Origin of the sequence: Ralstonia nicotianae (assembly GCF_018243235.1) — a bacterium.
GTDB lineage: Bacteria > Pseudomonadota > Gammaproteobacteria > Burkholderiales > Burkholderiaceae > Ralstonia > Ralstonia nicotianae.
Genome location: NZ_CP046674.1, coordinates 1,236,653 through 1,250,879, shown reverse-complemented (window position 1 = coordinate 1,250,879; position 14,227 = coordinate 1,236,653). Strand labels below are relative to the sequence as shown.

Sequence of the window (14,227 nt, the reverse complement as noted above, 5' to 3'; positions counted from 1 at the left end):
TGTTCAGTGGCCACGCCACACGATCAGGTCGGCCATCCCGGCCAGCCTGGCGGTGCGCGCTTCACCCAGTTCGCGGGACAGCTGCGCCACCGCCGCGCCCGCCGCGGCATGCAACGCATCGGCCAGCGCCCGCGCGCGCTCCAGGCCGAGGATCGACACATAGGTCGGCTTGTCGTTGGCCTCGTCCTTGCCGGCGGTCTTGCCCAGCGTGGCGGTGTCGGCCGTCACGTCGAGAATGTCGTCGACCACCTGGAATGCCAGTCCGACCGCGCCCGCGTAGGCGTCCACCTGTTCCAGCGCCGCGGCATTCACGCCGGCGCACAGGGCGCCCATGCGCAGGCTTGCCCGCAGCAGCGCGCCGGTCTTCATGCGGTGCATGGTCTCCAGCGCGTCCTGCGACAGGGCCACGCCCACGCTCTGCAGATCGATCGCCTGCCCGCCCGCCATGCCGAGCGAACCCGACGCGCGCGCCAACTCGCCGACCAGTCCGGCGCGCGTGGCCGGGCTCACCGCGCCCAGCTCGGCCAGCGCGATGAAGGCCTGGGTCTGCAAAGCGTCGCCGACCAGCAGCGCCGTCGCTTCATCATAGGCGCGATGCACCGTGGGGCGACCTCGGCGCAGGTCATCGTCGTCCATGCAGGGCATGTCGTCGTGGACCAGCGAATAGGCGTGGATCATCTCCACCGCGCAGCTCACGCCGTCCAGCGCCTCGGGCGATGCCTCGCCCAGCGCCCCGGCAGCATGCGCGAGCAGGGGGCGGACCCGCTTGCCCGCCCCCAGCGTGGCATAGCGCATCGCCGCATGCAGGCGCTGCGGCGCGACCGATTCGCCGGGCAGGGCGCGTTCGAGCGCGCTTTCCGTCCGTGCAACGACGGAGGCCATCCAGTGGGCGAAATCGCTCATGCTCCGCCCTGTTCGTTCGTGCCTTCGCCCGCCAGGGGCTTCAGGGCATCGCCGTCGAGCACGCGCACCTGCTGCTCGACGCGCTCCAGCACCTGCTGGCAATACCTGACCAGCTCGGCGCCGCGGCGATATGCCGCCAGCGAGGCTTCCAGCGGCAATTCACCGGACTCCATGCTGGCGACGAGGGTTTCGAGTTCAGCCATGGCCGCCTCATAGGAAGCTGGGGTCGCTGGAGAGGAAAGGGTTGCATCGCTCGGGGCGACGTCTTGGGCACGGGGCATGCCGGTTGCGGAAAGGAAAGAACAGTCCCGCATTTTACGGCAATTCCACGCGGGCTCCGCGTGCCGGCCGCGTCACGCTCGGCGAGCGCTCACGTCACGCAGGCGGACGAAAGAGGACCCGCCCCGGGCGATAGCCTGCCGCCAAAATATGACCGAAATCAGAGACTTATCAGTGGCCCTGGGGTACAATCGTCCTTTTTCCTCCAAAGGCCGGGCCAGCAGCATGCTGCCCCGCACGGCGGCCATGCCGCCCGCCGATGGCGTTCTTTCCCATATCGATTTTTCGATGGTTGGGTTGTTCACTGCTTTCACCGTTCTTGGGAGTGGGGATAATGTCCAATCTCAGCACCGCGCTGAATCTGGTGCCGTCTGAAACCCAGCTGCCCGTCTCCGCATACTTCGACGAGGCGCTGTACCAAACCGAAATCGAACGTCTGTTCAAGCATGGCCCGAGCTACGTCGGCCATGAGCTGATGGTGCCCGAGGTGGGCGACTATCACACGCTTGCCGCCGAGGCCGAAGGCCGCGTGCTGGTACGCAATCCGAACGGCGTCGAACTGCTATCCAACGTATGCCGGCATCGCCAGGCGATCATGCTCAATGGGCGGGGCAATGCCCAGAACATCGTCTGCCCGCTGCACCGCTGGACATACGACCTGAAGGGCCAACTGCTGGGCGCGCCGCATTTCGAGCGGCAGCCGTGCGTGCACCTGTCGCGCTCGCTGCTGCAGAACTGGAACGGCCTGCTGTTCGAGGGCAAGCGCGACGTGCGCAACGACCTCGCCCGCCTGGGCGTGGCGCGCGACCTCGACTTCTCCGGCTACATGCTCGACCACGTCGAGGTGCACGACTGCGACTACAACTGGAAGACCTTCATCGAGGTCTACCTGGAGGACTACCACGTCGTGCCCTTCCACCCCGGCCTCGGCCAGTTCGTCTCGTGCGACGACCTGACCTGGGAATTCGGCGAGTGGTACAGCGTGCAGACGGTCGGCATCCACGCCGGCCTGCGCAAGCCCGGCACGGCGACCTACCAGAAGTGGCATGACGCCGTGCTGCGCTTCAACAACGGCGAGATGCCCAAGTACGGCGCGGTATGGCTGACGTACTACCCGAACGTGATGGTGGAGTGGTACCCGAACGTCCTGGTGGTCTCGACCCTGCATCCGATGGGCCCGGGCAAGACCCGCAACGTGGTCGAGTTCTATTACCCGGAAGAAATCGTGTTGTTCGAGCGCGAATTCGTCGAGGCCGAGCGCGCCGCCTACATGGAGACCTGCATCGAGGACGACGAGATCGCCGAGCGCATGGATGCCGGCCGGCTGGCCCTGCTCAGGCGCGGCACCAGCGAGGTCGGGCCTTACCAGTCGCCGATGGAAGACGGCATGCAGCATTTCCACGAGTGGTACCGCCGCGTGATGGACTATTGATCCGTCCGCCGCGGCACTGCTGGCGCCCAAGCGCCAACGGAGTGACAATGTAAACGGTGCACGCGCGCGGCGTGCACCGTTTTTTTTCGCCCCGCCCATGTCGACCGACCACACCATACCCATCGCCCAGCAGACGATCAGCTCGTCCCGACAATCGCTCTGGATGGTGCTCGCGGCATTCGCGTTCTCGGCAATGGGGGTCTGCGTCAAGCTGGCCTCGGCGCACTACAGCACCGGCGAGATCGTCTTCTACCGCAGCCTGATCGGCGTGGCGCTGATGGGCGCGGTGCTGTACCACACGGGGGCCGGCGTGCGCACGCCCCACTTCGCCTCGCATATCAAGCGCAGCGTGTTCGGCGTGACCTCGCTGCTGCTGTGGTTCAGCTCGATCAGCCTGCTGCCGCTGGCCACCGCCATGACGCTCAACTACATGTCGCCGGTGTGGATCGCGCTCATCATCGGCGCGGGCGCCACGCTGGCCGGCAAGGCCGGCGGGGCCGACCGCAAGATGGTCACGGCGATCCTGATGTCGTTCGTCGGCGTGATCTGCCTGCTGCAGCCGAGCGTGGGCCCCTCGCAGATGACCGGCGGCATGATCGGACTGGTGTCGGGCGTGTTCACGGCGCTGGCCTACGTGGAAGTCCGCCAGCTGGGCGACCTGGGCGAGAACGAGGCGCGCATCGTCTTCTATTTCTCGCTGGTCAGCTCGATCGCCGGCGGCGCGTGGATGCTGATCGCCGGCGCGCACGCGCACACCTGGCAGAGCGCCTGGCTGCTGGTGGCCGTGGGCCTGCTGGCCACGCTCGGCCAGACCGCCATGACGCGGGCCTACAAGCGCGGCAACACGCTGTTGACTGCCAACCTCCAGTACACCGGCATCGTCTTTGCGAGCGGATGGGGCATGCTGCTGTGGCACGATCACCTCAACGCGCTGTCGTGGATGGGCATGGCGCTCATCATCGGCAGCGGCATCGTCACCACGGTCATGCGCGCGCGCCAGTCGGGCGTTGCGCATCCGACACCGCAGACCGCCGTGTCGGGGCCGGAAGCCGAGATCCACCCGGAAGTCTGATTCCGACTCTTCGATCCAGGAGATTGCCTATGAGCGAACGCGCACCCCGCTATGCCACGCTGATCACCGCACCCCAGCTCGCCGCGCTGCAGCAGAGCGCGCCCCGCAGCACGATCGTGTTCGACTGCAGCTTCGATCTGGCCAACCCGGCCGCCGGGCGCGAGGCGTATCGCGCAAGCCACATCCCCGGGGCGTTCTACCTGCACCTGGACAACGAGCTGTCGGGACCCAAGACCGGCACCAACGGCCGCCATCCGCTGCCCGATGCCGATGCCTTCGTCGCCCGCATGCGCGCGCTGGGCGTGAACGACGACACCCAGGTCGTCGCCTGCGACCGGCAGGCCGGCATGTTCGCCGCGCGGCTGTGGTGGCTGATGCGCTGGGTCGGCCATGCCGACGTCGCCGTGCTCGACGGCGGCCTGCCGGCCTGGGAGGCTGCGCGTCTGCCGGTCGACAGCGTGGTGCCCGACGAACTGCAACTGAGCACCGCACCGGGCAACCTGAGCCGCAAGCCGTCCCTGGTGCCGCTGATGACGGCCGACCTGGTGCTCAAGCGCCTGGGCCAGCCGGCCCTGCCGATCATCGACGCCCGCGCGCCGGACCGCTACCGCGGCGAGAACGAAACCCTCGACCCGGTCGGCGGCCACATCCCCGGCGCGCGCAACCGCTTCTTCCGCGACAACCTGCAGGCCGACGGCACCTTCAAGCCCGCGGCCCAGCTGCGCAGCGATTTCGAGGCCGTGCTGGCCGGCGCCCGGCCGGAAGACGCCGTGCTGCAATGCGGCTCGGGGGTGACCGCCAGCCACAACCTGCTGGCAATGGAAGTGGCCGGGCTGCCCGGCGCCGCGCTCTATGCCGGCTCGTGGAGCGAATGGGTCAGCGACCCCTCGCGCCCGGTGGCGACCGGACCGAATCCATGACGCCGGGCCCCGGCGCGACCAGCAAAAAGCCCGGCAATGCCGGGCTTTTTTTCATGCGGTTCCGCTCACCGGACCATCAATGCGCGTGGTGGTGCAGACCGTCGGTCAGCAGAAAGATCATCACGATGCCCGCCGTGACCAGCGCGATCTGCACGGCGGACTCCTGCCAGCGCGGCCGGCGCTTCATCTGCGGCATCAGATCGCACACGGCGATGTAGATGAAGCTGCTGGAGGCCACCACCAGCACGTAGGGAATCCACGCCGACATGCGATCCAGCAGGTAATAGCCGAGCACCGCCCCCACCAGCGCGCACACGCTGCAGATCAGGTTGTAGACGAAGGCGCGCGTCTTGGAGAAGCCGGCGTTGAGCAGCACCATGAAATCGCCGATCTCCTGCGGGATCTCGTGCGCCGCGATCGCCAGCGCGGTGACGATGCCGACACGCGTGTCGGCCAGGAAGGCCGCGGCGATGACGATGCCATCGGAGAAGTTGTGCAGGCCGTCGCCCACCAGGATCATCAGCCCGCTGCGGCCCGCCTCCTGCCGGTCATGGCCGTGGTGGTGGCCATGGCCGTCGCCCTCGTGATGGTGCGAATGGCGGATCAGCGCAATCTTCTCCAGCAGGAAGAACCCCAGCAGCCCCGCCAGCAGCGTGGCGAACAGGGCGTGGGTATTGGGCTCGATGCCGTGGTGCGACTCGAACGCCTCGGGCAGCGAGTGCAGCAGCGACGTCGCCAGCAGCACGCCGACAGAGAAACTGACCATGCGGTCGACCACGCGCGCCAGCACGGTCAGCGACAGCGCGGCGGCGCCGGCCATGCTGCCGATGCCGGACAGCGCGGTAGCGAGAAGAATGCCTAACAGGGTGGAATCAGCGGTCATGCGGCGGTCGCCAACAAACGCAACAGAGTTGCAAGAAGAAAGGCATTGTATGCGCCTTTGCCGACCTTTGCCAGCATCGCCGCAAAACAAAAGGCCCGCGTGGGGCCTTTCGTGTGGGATGAATGCGGGGCTACGCCACGCCGTGGTCCTTGAACCAGGCCAGGCACTTCTTCCAGCCGTCCTCGGCGTCCGCCTTGACATAGCTGGGCCGGTAGTCGGCATGGAACGCGTGGCCGGCGTCCGGGTAGACGATGATGCGCGAGGCCTTGGCCCTGGGATTGGCGGATGTCTCCAGCGCCGCCTTCATGGCCTGGACGGCATCCTGCGTGATGCCGGTGTCCTTGGCGCCGTACAGGCCCAGCACCGGCGCCTTCAGGTCGGCCACCTTGTCGATCGGGAACGCCGGCTGCAGCGCGGTCGCATTGCCCTTCAGGTGGCCATACCACACCACCGCGGCCTTGATGTCGGGACTGTGCTCGGCGAACAGCCAGGCCTGGCGCCCGCCCCAGCAGAAGCCGGTGATGCCGATACGCGCCGGATCGCCGCCGTTCTGCCTGGCCCACGCCACCGTGGCGTCCAGGTCGCCGATGACCTGCGCGTCGGGCACCTTGGAGATCACGTTGGCCTGCAGTTCCTGGATGGTGCCGTACGACTGCGGGTCGCCCTGGCGCACGAACAGGTCCGGCGCGATGGCGAGATAGCCGAGCTTGGCGAAGCGCCGGCAGACATCGGCGATGTATTCATGCACGCCGAAGATCTCGCTGACGACGATCATCACCGGCAGCCCGGTCTTGCCTTCCGGCTGGGCGCGGTAGGCGGGCACCTTGAAGTCGCCGACGGGCACGGTCACCTCGCCCACCGTCAGCCCGTTGAAATCGGTGTGGATGGCCTGCGCCGACACCGGCAGCACCGCCGCGGCAAACGCCGAACCCAGCGCCGTCTTCACGAAACTGCGGCGGTCGAAGCTGCGGCCGGGCACCAGGCTTTCCACTTCCGCATCGAGCTCATGCATCGCATTCTCCCAAAGCGCCCGCAGGCGACGGTCAACGAAGCGGCTAGTGTAGCTTGACCCGCGGATTGGTCTTGCTGCGCAGCCAGTGCGTGACGGTATCCAGCGCCATGCGCACGAAGCCGTGCAGCGCCATCACGTGCATGCGGTACAGCGACGTGTACATCAGCCGCGCCATCATCCCTTCGATGAACATGGTGCCGCCGATCAGGCCGCCCATCAGGCTGCCGACCGCGCTGAAGTGGCCGAGCGACACCAGCGAGCCCAGGTCCTTGAAGCCGAACGGCTCCACCGGCTTGCCTTCCAGCCGGCGGCACAGGGCTTTATACAGATAGGTCGCCTGCTGGTGGGCGGCCTGGGCGCGCGGCGGCACGCTGGCCGATGCCTCGGGCCACGGGCAGCTGGCGCAATCGCCGAAGGCATAGATGGCGTCGTCGCCTTCGGCCTGCAGCATGCGCGAGACGACCACCTGCCCCAGCTTGTTCACCGGCAGCCCCAGCTCGCCCAGGATCGCCGGCGCGCGGATGCCCGCCGCCCACACCGTCAGATCGGCCGGGATCGACTTGCCGCTGGCCGTCTTGACCGCGCTGTCGGTGACCTGGTTGACGCGCTCGCCGGTGATCACCTCCACGTTCAGCTTCTGCAGCAGCTTGGTGGTCTCGGTGGAGACGCGTTCGGACAGGGCGGCCAGGATGCGCGGGCTCCCTTCGATCAGGTGGATGCGGATATCGCGGAGCGGGTCCAGCTTGTGCAGGCCGTAGGCCGCCAGCACGTGGGCGGTGTTGCGCAGTTCCGCCGACAGTTCCACGCCGGTCGCGCCCGCGCCGACGATGGCGATGTCCACCTGCGCGCGCGCATCGCCCACGCCGTTCTGCGCGCGCATGCACGCCGAAATCAGCTTGCGGCGGAAGCGCTCGGCCTGCGACGCGGCATCCAGCGCAATCGCATGCTCGGCCGTGCCCGGCACGCCGAAGAAATGCGTCACGCTGCCGATGGCGAGCACCAGCATGTCATAGGCGATGGCGCGCTCGGGCAGCACCTCGGTGCCGTCGGCGTCGACGCAGCCGGACACGGTGATGGTCTTGGCGGCGCGGTCCAGGCCCTTCAGCTCGCCCTGCTGGAACTCGAAGCCGTGCCAGCGCGCCTGGGCGGCGTATTCGAGCTGGTGGGTGTTCGGGTCCATGCTGCCGGCGGCCACTTCGTGCAGCAGCGGCTTCCAGATATGTGTCGGGTTGCGGTCGACCAGGACGACCCGCGCGGCGCGGCGCTTGCCGAGCTTGTCGCCCAGGCGCGTTGCCAGTTCCAGCCCGCCGGCGCCACCGCCGACCACCACGATGCGCGGACCACCCGCGCCGTCCACCTGCCCTGCCATGCTGCTACTCCTGTGAGTCTTGTGATCTTCCGGTTGCAGTTTGCTGCAACGCAACATCCGCTGCAACCCCGCCCGCTCGCGATACGGGCCGCGGAAGCGGTGGATCGCGCAGCACACACGCCCCGCCCGCTCTGACGCTGCCGCGGCAGCCAACCACCTGCGACAGTCCGCCGCAGCGACGCCGTCAGTGCGCCTCTTCCCAGTTCGCGCCGACGCCCACCTCGGCCACCAGCGGCACACGCAGCGACGCCACGCCGCACATCAGCTCGGGCAGGCGCTCGCGCACCAGCGACAGCTCTTCCTGCGGGACTTCCAGCACCAGTTCATCGTGCACCTGCATGACCTGGCGCGTGCGCATCGGCGCGCCGGGCTTGCTGGCGCTGGGCGAGCCATCCAGCCAGTCCTGCACGGCCAGCATCGACAGCTTGATGAGGTCGGCGGCGGTGCCCTGCATGGGCGCATTGATGGCGGCGCGCTCGGCGGCCTGGCGGCGCGGGCCGTTGCCGCCGTTGATGTCGGGCAGCCACAGGCGGCGGCCGAACACCGTCTCGACGTAGCCGCGTTCGTGCGCGACCAGGCGGGTCTCGTCCATGTAGCGGGCCACGCCGGGATAGCGCGCGAAATACCGGTCGATATAGAGCTTGGCGGCGTCGCGGCCGATGCCGAGGTTGCTCGCCAGCCCGAACGCGCTCATGCCGTAGATGAGGCCGAAGTTGATGACCTTGGCGTAGCGGCGCTGTTCGGCCGTGACCTCCAGCGGCGTCACACCGAAGACTTCGGCCGCGGTGGCGCGGTGCACGTCCTGGCCCTCGCGGAAGGCGCGCAACAGGCCTTCGTCCTCGGACAGGTGGGCCATGATGCGCAGCTCGATCTGCGAGTAGTCGGCCGAGACGATCACGCTGCCCGCCGGCGCGACGAACGCTTCGCGGATGCGCCGCCCTTCTTCCGTGCGCACCGGGATGTTCTGCAGGTTCGGGTCGGTCGAGGCCAGCCGGCCCGTGACGGCGGTCGCCTGCCCGTAGGTGGTGTGGACCCGGCCGGTCTGCGGATTGACCATCTTCGGCAGCTTGTCGGTATAGGTGGACTTGAGCTTGGCCAGGCCGCGGAAATCGAGCAGCAGCTTGGGCAGCGGGTAGTCCTCGGCCAGCTTCTGCAGCACCTCTTCGTCGGTCGACGGCGCACCGCTGGCGGTCTTCTTGATGACCGGCAGCTTGAGCTGCGTGAAGAAGATCTCGCCGATCTGCTTGGGCGAGTTCAGATTGAACGGCTGGCCGGCCAGCGCATAGGCCTGCTGCTCGAGCTCCAGCAGGCGCTGGCCCAGCCCGGTGCTCTGTCTGGCCAGGCGCTCGGCATCGATCAGCACGCCGTTGCGCTCCATCTTCTGCAGCACGATGGAGGTCGGCATCTCGATCTGCTCGTAGACGTAGCGCAGCTTGTCGTCCTCGGCCACCTTGGGATACAGCGCGCGGTGCAGGCGCAGCGTGATGTCGGCGTCCTCGGCGGCGTATTCTGTGGCGCGGTCGAGCGGCACCTCATCGAAGCCGATCTGCGACGCGCCCTTGCCGCAGACCTCTTCGTAGGTGATGGTCTTCAGGTGCAGCACGCGCTCGGCCAGCGCGTCCATGCCGTGGTTGCGGTGCGAGGCCAGCACGTACGACTGCAGCATGGTGTCGTGCGCGATGCCGCGCAGTGCGATGCCATGGTTGGCGAACACGTGCGCGTCGTACTTCAGATGCTGGCCGACCTTCTTGCGGGCCGCGTCCTCCAGCCACGGTTTCATGCGCGCCAGCACGGCCTCGCGTGAGAGCTGCCCGGCGGCGTCCAGCCCCGACACATCGGGGCCGCGATGCGCGACCGGGATGTAGCACGCCTGGCCCGGCTCGACCGACAGCGAAAGGCCCACCAGCTGCGCCAGCATCGGATCGATCGAGGTGGTCTCGGTGTCGATGCAGACCAGTTCGGACGCATCCAGCAACCGCATCCACGATTCGAGCTGCGCTTCGGTGGTGACGGTTTCGTATTTGACCTCGGCCGGCGGCGCTTCGACGTCGAACAGGCTGGCCTGCGGCTGCGCCGCGGCCTCCGGTGCGTATTGCTTGACGGGCGTGGCGGCCTTGCGCGCCGCGCCCACGCTGCGGGTATCCGGCAGCGATTCGCCGCTGGCCTCGCGCAGCCAGGTCTTGAAGCCGTAGCGGCCGAAGAAGTCGACCAGCTTGGCGCGATCCTCGCCGCCATCGACGAGGGCCTCGAAGGTCGGGACTTCCGTGGCGAGATCGCAGTCGGTCTTCACGGTCAGCAGCTCGCGGCCCTTGGGCAGCCAGTCGAGCGTGTTGCGCAGGTTCTCGCCGACCACGCCCTTGATCTCGCCGGCGCGGGCGATCACGCTGTCGAGCGAGCCGTATTCGCCCAGCCACTTGACCGCCGTCTTCGGGCCGACCTTGGGCACGCCCGGCACATTGTCCACGGTGTCACCGATCAGCGACAGGTAATCGACGATCTTCCCGGGCGGCACGCCGAACTTGGCCAGCACGCCGGCCGGATCGAGCGTCTCGTTGCTCATGGTGTTGACCAGCGTGACATGGTCGTTCACCAGTTGGGCGAGGTCCTTGTCGCCGGTCGAGACAACGGTGCGGATGCCCTCCCGGGCGGCGCGTTCGGCCAGCGTGCCGATCACGTCGTCGGCCTCCACGCCGTCGACCATCAGGATGGGCCAGCCGAGCGCGCGCACGGCTTCGTGGATCGGCTCGATCTGCTGGCGCAGGTCATCGGGCATCGGCGCCCGGTGCTCCTTGTAGGCGGGGTACAGTTCGTCGCGGAAGGTCTTGCCTTTAGCGTCGAAAACGCAAGCGCTATACTTGGCCGGGTAGTCGTTGCGCAGCTTGCGCAGCATGTTCACGATGCCGTAGATGGCCCCGGTAGGAAACCCTTCTCCATTGCGCAAGTCGGGCAGTGCGTGATAAGCACGGTACAGATAACTCGAGCCATCGACGAGCAATAGCGTTTCTTGACTTTCCGACATTCCCATGGACTCTAATGTGACTGGAACGCCCGACGGCGTTTCCGACAATGGCGCTTCCGCTGAAGGCGGCGTGGCAAAGCAGGCTGCCGGCGTGTCCGCGGCCGAGTTGATCGGCGTACAGCCGGCCCATCAGGCCACGGCGGCCGACATGGACGTCAACGTGACGGTCGGTGCCGAGCATCGGGCAGCGGATGCGGCTGCCAAATCCGACGCCGCGCACGGCCGCTCCGAACGCAAGATGATCCCCAGCCTGCGGGCACTCGCCGACGAGGAACGCGCCACCGCGAAGAAAGCGCGCGCCTCCTGGCAGATGTTCACGATTATGGCAGAGTTCATCGAGGCGACCGAGTACCTCTCGGAGATCCGCCCGGCGGTCTCGATCTACGGCAGCGCGCGCCTGCGCGAGGATTCGCCGTACTACCAGCGCACCATCGACATTGCCCGGCTGTTCTCGGATGCGGGCTTCGCCGTCATCTCCGGCGGCGGCCCCGGCATCATGGAGGCGGCCAACAAGGGCGCGCACGGCGGCAAGTCGGCCAGCGTCGGCCTGAACATCGAGCTGCCGCACGAGCAGCAGGGCAATCCGTACCAGGACATCTCGATGCGCTTCCGCCATTTCTTTACGCGCAAGGTCACCTTCGTGAAGAACTCGGATGCCTTCATCGTGATGCCCGGCGGCTTCGGCACGCTCGATGAGCTGGCCGAGGTGCTCACGCTGGTCCAGACCGGCAAGTCGCGCAGCGTGCCGGTGGTGATGTTCGGCAGCCATTTCTGGAAGGGCCTGCTCGACTGGTTCCGCTTCACGCTGCTGCCGATGGGCCTGATCGCCGAGCACGACCTCGACATCATGCGCATCGTCGACGAACCGAAGGACGCGCTCGACGCGGTCTACGAGTTCTACGAAAAGCGCGAAGGCGTCTCGCCGATCCCGCCGAAGGAAGAGATGTTCTACCTATAGGCAACGGCACCGGTCGGATGGACGATGGCAACAGTCCCGGACTGTTAGAATGTGAAGTCTCGGACCATTGCTGGAGTCCATCATGGATTCGCTGTTTTCCCCGGCGGTCTGCGCTGTCCCGCGCGTGCGCCTGATGCGCCATGCGGGCGCGCTGGCCGCCTTCGCCGCCTGCCTTTTCGTCCTGCCCGCGCAGGCCGAAGTGACGCCGGATAGCGCCGGCCTCGACCTGCCCGACGTGAAGGCCATCAACAACCAGCCGATCGCCAAGCCGACGCGCGGCGCGATCCACCACGAGACCGTCAAGCCGAGCTTCGAGTATCGCGACAACGACGGCACCCAGATCGAGGAGTACCGCGTCAAGGGCCAGGCCCCCGACATCCATGTCAAATCCGGCATGGGGACGTCGTACCAGATGAGCAAGCCCGAAGACAGCTCGCCGCGCATCCGCGAGCGCGACGGCGACAACAGCCGCCTGCCCTCGGTCAACATCCTGAAGTTCTGAGATCCGCGCCGCATTGCCGGCGCCGAGCGGCGGTCCAGCCCATCTGGCCGCCGCGTTTCCTTTTACCGTTTTCCGTTTCATAGCATGGCTGTTTTCACCCCGGTCACCAACGCCGAGATCGCCCTCTGGCTGGAGCAATACGACGTGGGCACGGTCCGCGCGCTGCGCGGCATTCCCTCGGGGATCGAAAACACCAACTTCTTCCTGACCACGGAGAAGGACGGCGCCACGCACGAGTACGTCGTCACGCTGTTCGAGCGGCTGACCAGCGAGCAGCTGCCGTTCTACCTGTACCTGATGCAGCATCTGGCGCAGCACGGCATCTGCGTGCCGGCGCCGATTCCCGGCCGCGACGGCGCGATCCTGCGCCCGCTCAAGGGCAAGCCGGCGACCATCGTGACGCGCCTGCCCGGCCGCTCGAACCTGGCGCCCACGACGAGCGAATGCGCCATCGTCGGCGACATGCTGGCGCGCATGCACCTGGCCGGCCGCGACTACCCGCGGCACCAGCCCAACCTGCGCAGCCTGCCGTGGTGGAACGAAGTGGTGCCAGACATCCAGCCCTTCGTGCAGGGCGCCACGCGCGAGCTGCTGGTCGCCGAGCTGGCCCACCAGCAGCGCTTCTTCGGCAGCGCCGACTATGCCGCCCTGCCCGAGGGCCCGTGCCACTGCGACCTGTTCCGCGACAACGTGCTGTTCGAGCCGGCCACTGACAGCCAGCCCGAGCGCCTGGGCGGGTTCTTCGATTTCTATTTCGCCGGCGTCGACAAATGGCTGTTCGACGTGGCCGTGACCGTCAACGACTGGTGCGTCGACCTCGCCACGGGTGCGCTCGATGCCGAACGGATGCGCGCCATGCTGCGCGCCTATCACGCGGTGCGGCCTTTCACCGACGCGGAGGCCCGTCACTGGCGGGACATGCTGCGCGCCGCGGCCTATCGCTTCTGGGTATCGCGCCTGTGGGACTTCCACCTGCCGCGCGACGCCGAACTGCTGCAGCCGCATGATCCGACCCACTTCGAGCGCGTGCTGCGCGAACGGGTGCGCGCCGAGGGGCTGACATTGGATATTCCCGAACCATGCAACTGATTGAAGTCTCCGGCAAGCAGGGCTACGTCTGGCTGCGCCAGGGTGCGTGGCTGTTCCGCAAGAACCCGATCGGGTTCCTGCTGCTGCTGTTCATCTACCTGTTTTCCGTCAACCTGCTGATGGTGCTGCTGCCGCCCATCGGCGTGGTCGCCATCCTGCTGGCCAATCCGGCCATCTTCGTGGGCTTCATGTCGGCCTGCCGCGATACCGTGGCGGGCAAGCGCATCGGCCCGGCATCGCTGGTCGCCGGCTTCCGGGCCTATGGCAAGGACGCGCTGCGCGGCCTGCTGCGCCTGGGCGCGCTGTACTCGGTGCTGGTGCTGATCGTCAGCGGCCTGCTGATGACGATGGTCGATGTCGACACGCTGACGACGATACTGAGCGACAAGCCGCTCACCACCGACGCCATCCGCGAGTTCTACCTGGCCATGGTGATGGGCTCGGTGCTGTATATCCCGGTGGCGGTGCTGTTCTGGTTTTCGCCGCTGCTGGTGGCGTGGCACGGCATTCCGGTCGGCAAGGCGCTGTTCTTCAGCTGGATCGCGGTCTGGCGCAACCGCGCGGCGTTCATCCTGTATGGCGTGCTGTTCGCGGTGCTGCTGATCGCGGTGCCGCTGTTCATCGATGCGCTGTTCGCCTCGGGCGGCGCCAACAACATCGCTCCGCTGATCGCCACGCCGTACCGGATCCTGGTGATGGCGGTGCTGTACTGCTCGTTCTACGCCACCTATCGGGGCTGCTTCAACGTGACGCAGGCCGCCGGCCAGACCACCGACACGGCGGCCTGAG

At 67.4% G+C, this 14,227-nt stretch carries 13 protein-coding genes; 7 read left to right on the top strand and 6 right to left on the bottom strand.

Annotated elements, in window-relative coordinates; genetic code table 11:
* Window positions 1–3: 3 nt before the first annotated feature.
* The gene (locus GO999_RS05760; RefSeq protein WP_011002150.1) at window positions 4–903 is read right to left on the bottom strand and encodes a polyprenyl synthetase family protein; all 900 of its coding nucleotides are present in this window, start codon (window positions 901–903) and stop codon (window positions 4–6) included.
* Entirely contained in the window at window positions 900–1,184 is a 285-nt protein-coding gene (locus GO999_RS05755) for an exodeoxyribonuclease VII small subunit (protein WP_028853416.1), read from the bottom strand. Before GO999_RS05755 ends, GO999_RS05760 begins: the two co-directional genes overlap by 4 nt.
* A 332-nt stretch (window positions 1,185–1,516) precedes the next feature.
* On the opposite strand from GO999_RS05755, the gene put2H reads away from it, so the two are divergent.
* From put2H to GO999_RS05740, 3 genes are all read left to right on the top strand, one after another.
* The gene (put2H, locus tag GO999_RS05750) at window positions 1,517–2,614 is read left to right on the top strand and encodes a putrescine 2-hydroxylase Put2H (protein WP_016722814.1); all 1,098 of its coding nucleotides are present in this window, start codon (window positions 1,517–1,519) and stop codon (window positions 2,612–2,614) included.
* 97 nt (window positions 2,615–2,711) lie between these two features.
* Window positions 2,712–3,686, top strand: a complete 975-nt coding sequence (locus GO999_RS05745; protein WP_064477921.1) for a DMT family transporter — start codon at window positions 2,712–2,714, stop codon at window positions 3,684–3,686.
* Window positions 3,687–3,715: 29 nt separating this feature from the next.
* Window positions 3,716–4,606 carry a sulfurtransferase gene (locus tag GO999_RS05740; protein WP_071623872.1) on the top strand — a complete coding sequence of 297 codons (891 nt, stop codon included), beginning with the start codon at window positions 3,716–3,718 and terminating at the stop codon, window positions 4,604–4,606.
* A gap of 76 nt (window positions 4,607–4,682) precedes the next feature.
* Here GO999_RS05740 and GO999_RS05735 read toward each other — a convergent pair whose 3' ends face one another.
* The 4 genes from GO999_RS05735 to polA form a co-directional block, all read right to left on the bottom strand.
* Window positions 4,683–5,489: a ZIP family metal transporter gene (locus GO999_RS05735; protein ID WP_011002155.1), complete on the bottom strand. Its 807-nt coding sequence runs from the start codon at window positions 5,487–5,489 to the stop codon at window positions 4,683–4,685.
* Between the two features lie 130 nt (window positions 5,490–5,619).
* Entirely contained in the window at window positions 5,620–6,501 is an 882-nt protein-coding gene (locus tag GO999_RS05730; protein WP_016722811.1) for a dienelactone hydrolase family protein, read from the bottom strand.
* Between the two features lie 43 nt (window positions 6,502–6,544).
* Window positions 6,545–7,870, bottom strand: coding sequence for an NAD(P)/FAD-dependent oxidoreductase (locus GO999_RS05725; RefSeq protein WP_211906651.1), 1,326 nt, complete (start codon window positions 7,868–7,870; stop codon window positions 6,545–6,547).
* 184 nt (window positions 7,871–8,054) lie between these two features.
* Window positions 8,055–10,889, bottom strand: coding sequence for a DNA polymerase I (gene polA, locus GO999_RS05720; protein WP_211906650.1), 2,835 nt, complete (start codon window positions 10,887–10,889; stop codon window positions 8,055–8,057).
* A gap of 4 nt (window positions 10,890–10,893) precedes the next feature.
* Between polA and GO999_RS05715 the strand changes: the two genes are divergently transcribed.
* The 4 genes from GO999_RS05715 (at window position 10,894) to GO999_RS05700 (ending at window position 14,226) form a co-directional block, all read left to right on the top strand.
* A complete protein-coding gene (locus tag GO999_RS05715) occupies window positions 10,894–11,847 on the top strand; it encodes an LOG family protein (RefSeq protein ID WP_211906649.1) in 954 nt (317 codons plus the stop codon).
* 82 nt (window positions 11,848–11,929) lie between these two features.
* Window positions 11,930–12,349: a membrane protein gene (locus GO999_RS05710; RefSeq protein ID WP_016722808.1), complete on the top strand. Its 420-nt coding sequence runs from the start codon at window positions 11,930–11,932 to the stop codon at window positions 12,347–12,349.
* 84 nt (window positions 12,350–12,433) lie between these two features.
* Complete coding sequence (locus GO999_RS05705) at window positions 12,434–13,438, top strand: homoserine kinase (protein WP_011002161.1); 1,005 nt, start codon at window positions 12,434–12,436, stop codon at window positions 13,436–13,438.
* Window positions 13,429–14,226: a BPSS1780 family membrane protein gene (locus tag GO999_RS05700; protein ID WP_011002162.1), complete on the top strand. Its 798-nt coding sequence runs from the start codon at window positions 13,429–13,431 to the stop codon at window positions 14,224–14,226. Before GO999_RS05705 ends, GO999_RS05700 begins: the two co-directional genes overlap by 10 nt.
* The last annotated feature ends 1 nt before the right edge of the window (window position 14,227 follow it).

Bases quoted from the DNA above. Each gene is read 5' to 3' on its own strand.
- GO999_RS05760 (WP_011002150.1), bottom strand. From the start codon at position 903: ATGAGCGATTTCGCCCACTGGATGGCCTCCGTCGTTGCACGGACGGAA.
- GO999_RS05755 (WP_028853416.1), bottom strand. From the start codon at position 1,184: ATGCCCCGTGCCCAAGACGTCGCCCCGAGCGATGCAACCCTTTCCTCT.
- put2H (WP_016722814.1), top strand. From the start codon at position 1,517: ATGTCCAATCTCAGCACCGCGCTGAATCTGGTGCCGTCTGAAACCCAG.
- GO999_RS05745 (WP_064477921.1), top strand. From the start codon at position 2,712: ATGTCGACCGACCACACCATACCCATCGCCCAGCAGACGATCAGCTCG.
- GO999_RS05740 (WP_071623872.1), top strand. From the start codon at position 3,716: ATGAGCGAACGCGCACCCCGCTATGCCACGCTGATCACCGCACCCCAG.
- GO999_RS05735 (WP_011002155.1), bottom strand. From the start codon at position 5,489: ATGACCGCTGATTCCACCCTGTTAGGCATTCTTCTCGCTACCGCGCTG.
- GO999_RS05730 (WP_016722811.1), bottom strand. From the start codon at position 6,501: ATGCATGAGCTCGATGCGGAAGTGGAAAGCCTGGTGCCCGGCCGCAGC.
- GO999_RS05725 (WP_211906651.1), bottom strand. From the start codon at position 7,870: ATGGCAGGGCAGGTGGACGGCGCGGGTGGTCCGCGCATCGTGGTGGTC.
- polA (WP_211906650.1), bottom strand. From the start codon at position 10,889: ATGTCGGAAAGTCAAGAAACGCTATTGCTCGTCGATGGCTCGAGTTAT.
- GO999_RS05715 (WP_211906649.1), top strand. From the start codon at position 10,894: ATGGACTCTAATGTGACTGGAACGCCCGACGGCGTTTCCGACAATGGC.
- GO999_RS05710 (WP_016722808.1), top strand. From the start codon at position 11,930: ATGGATTCGCTGTTTTCCCCGGCGGTCTGCGCTGTCCCGCGCGTGCGC.
- GO999_RS05705 (WP_011002161.1), top strand. From the start codon at position 12,434: ATGGCTGTTTTCACCCCGGTCACCAACGCCGAGATCGCCCTCTGGCTG.
- GO999_RS05700 (WP_011002162.1), top strand. From the start codon at position 13,429: ATGCAACTGATTGAAGTCTCCGGCAAGCAGGGCTACGTCTGGCTGCGC.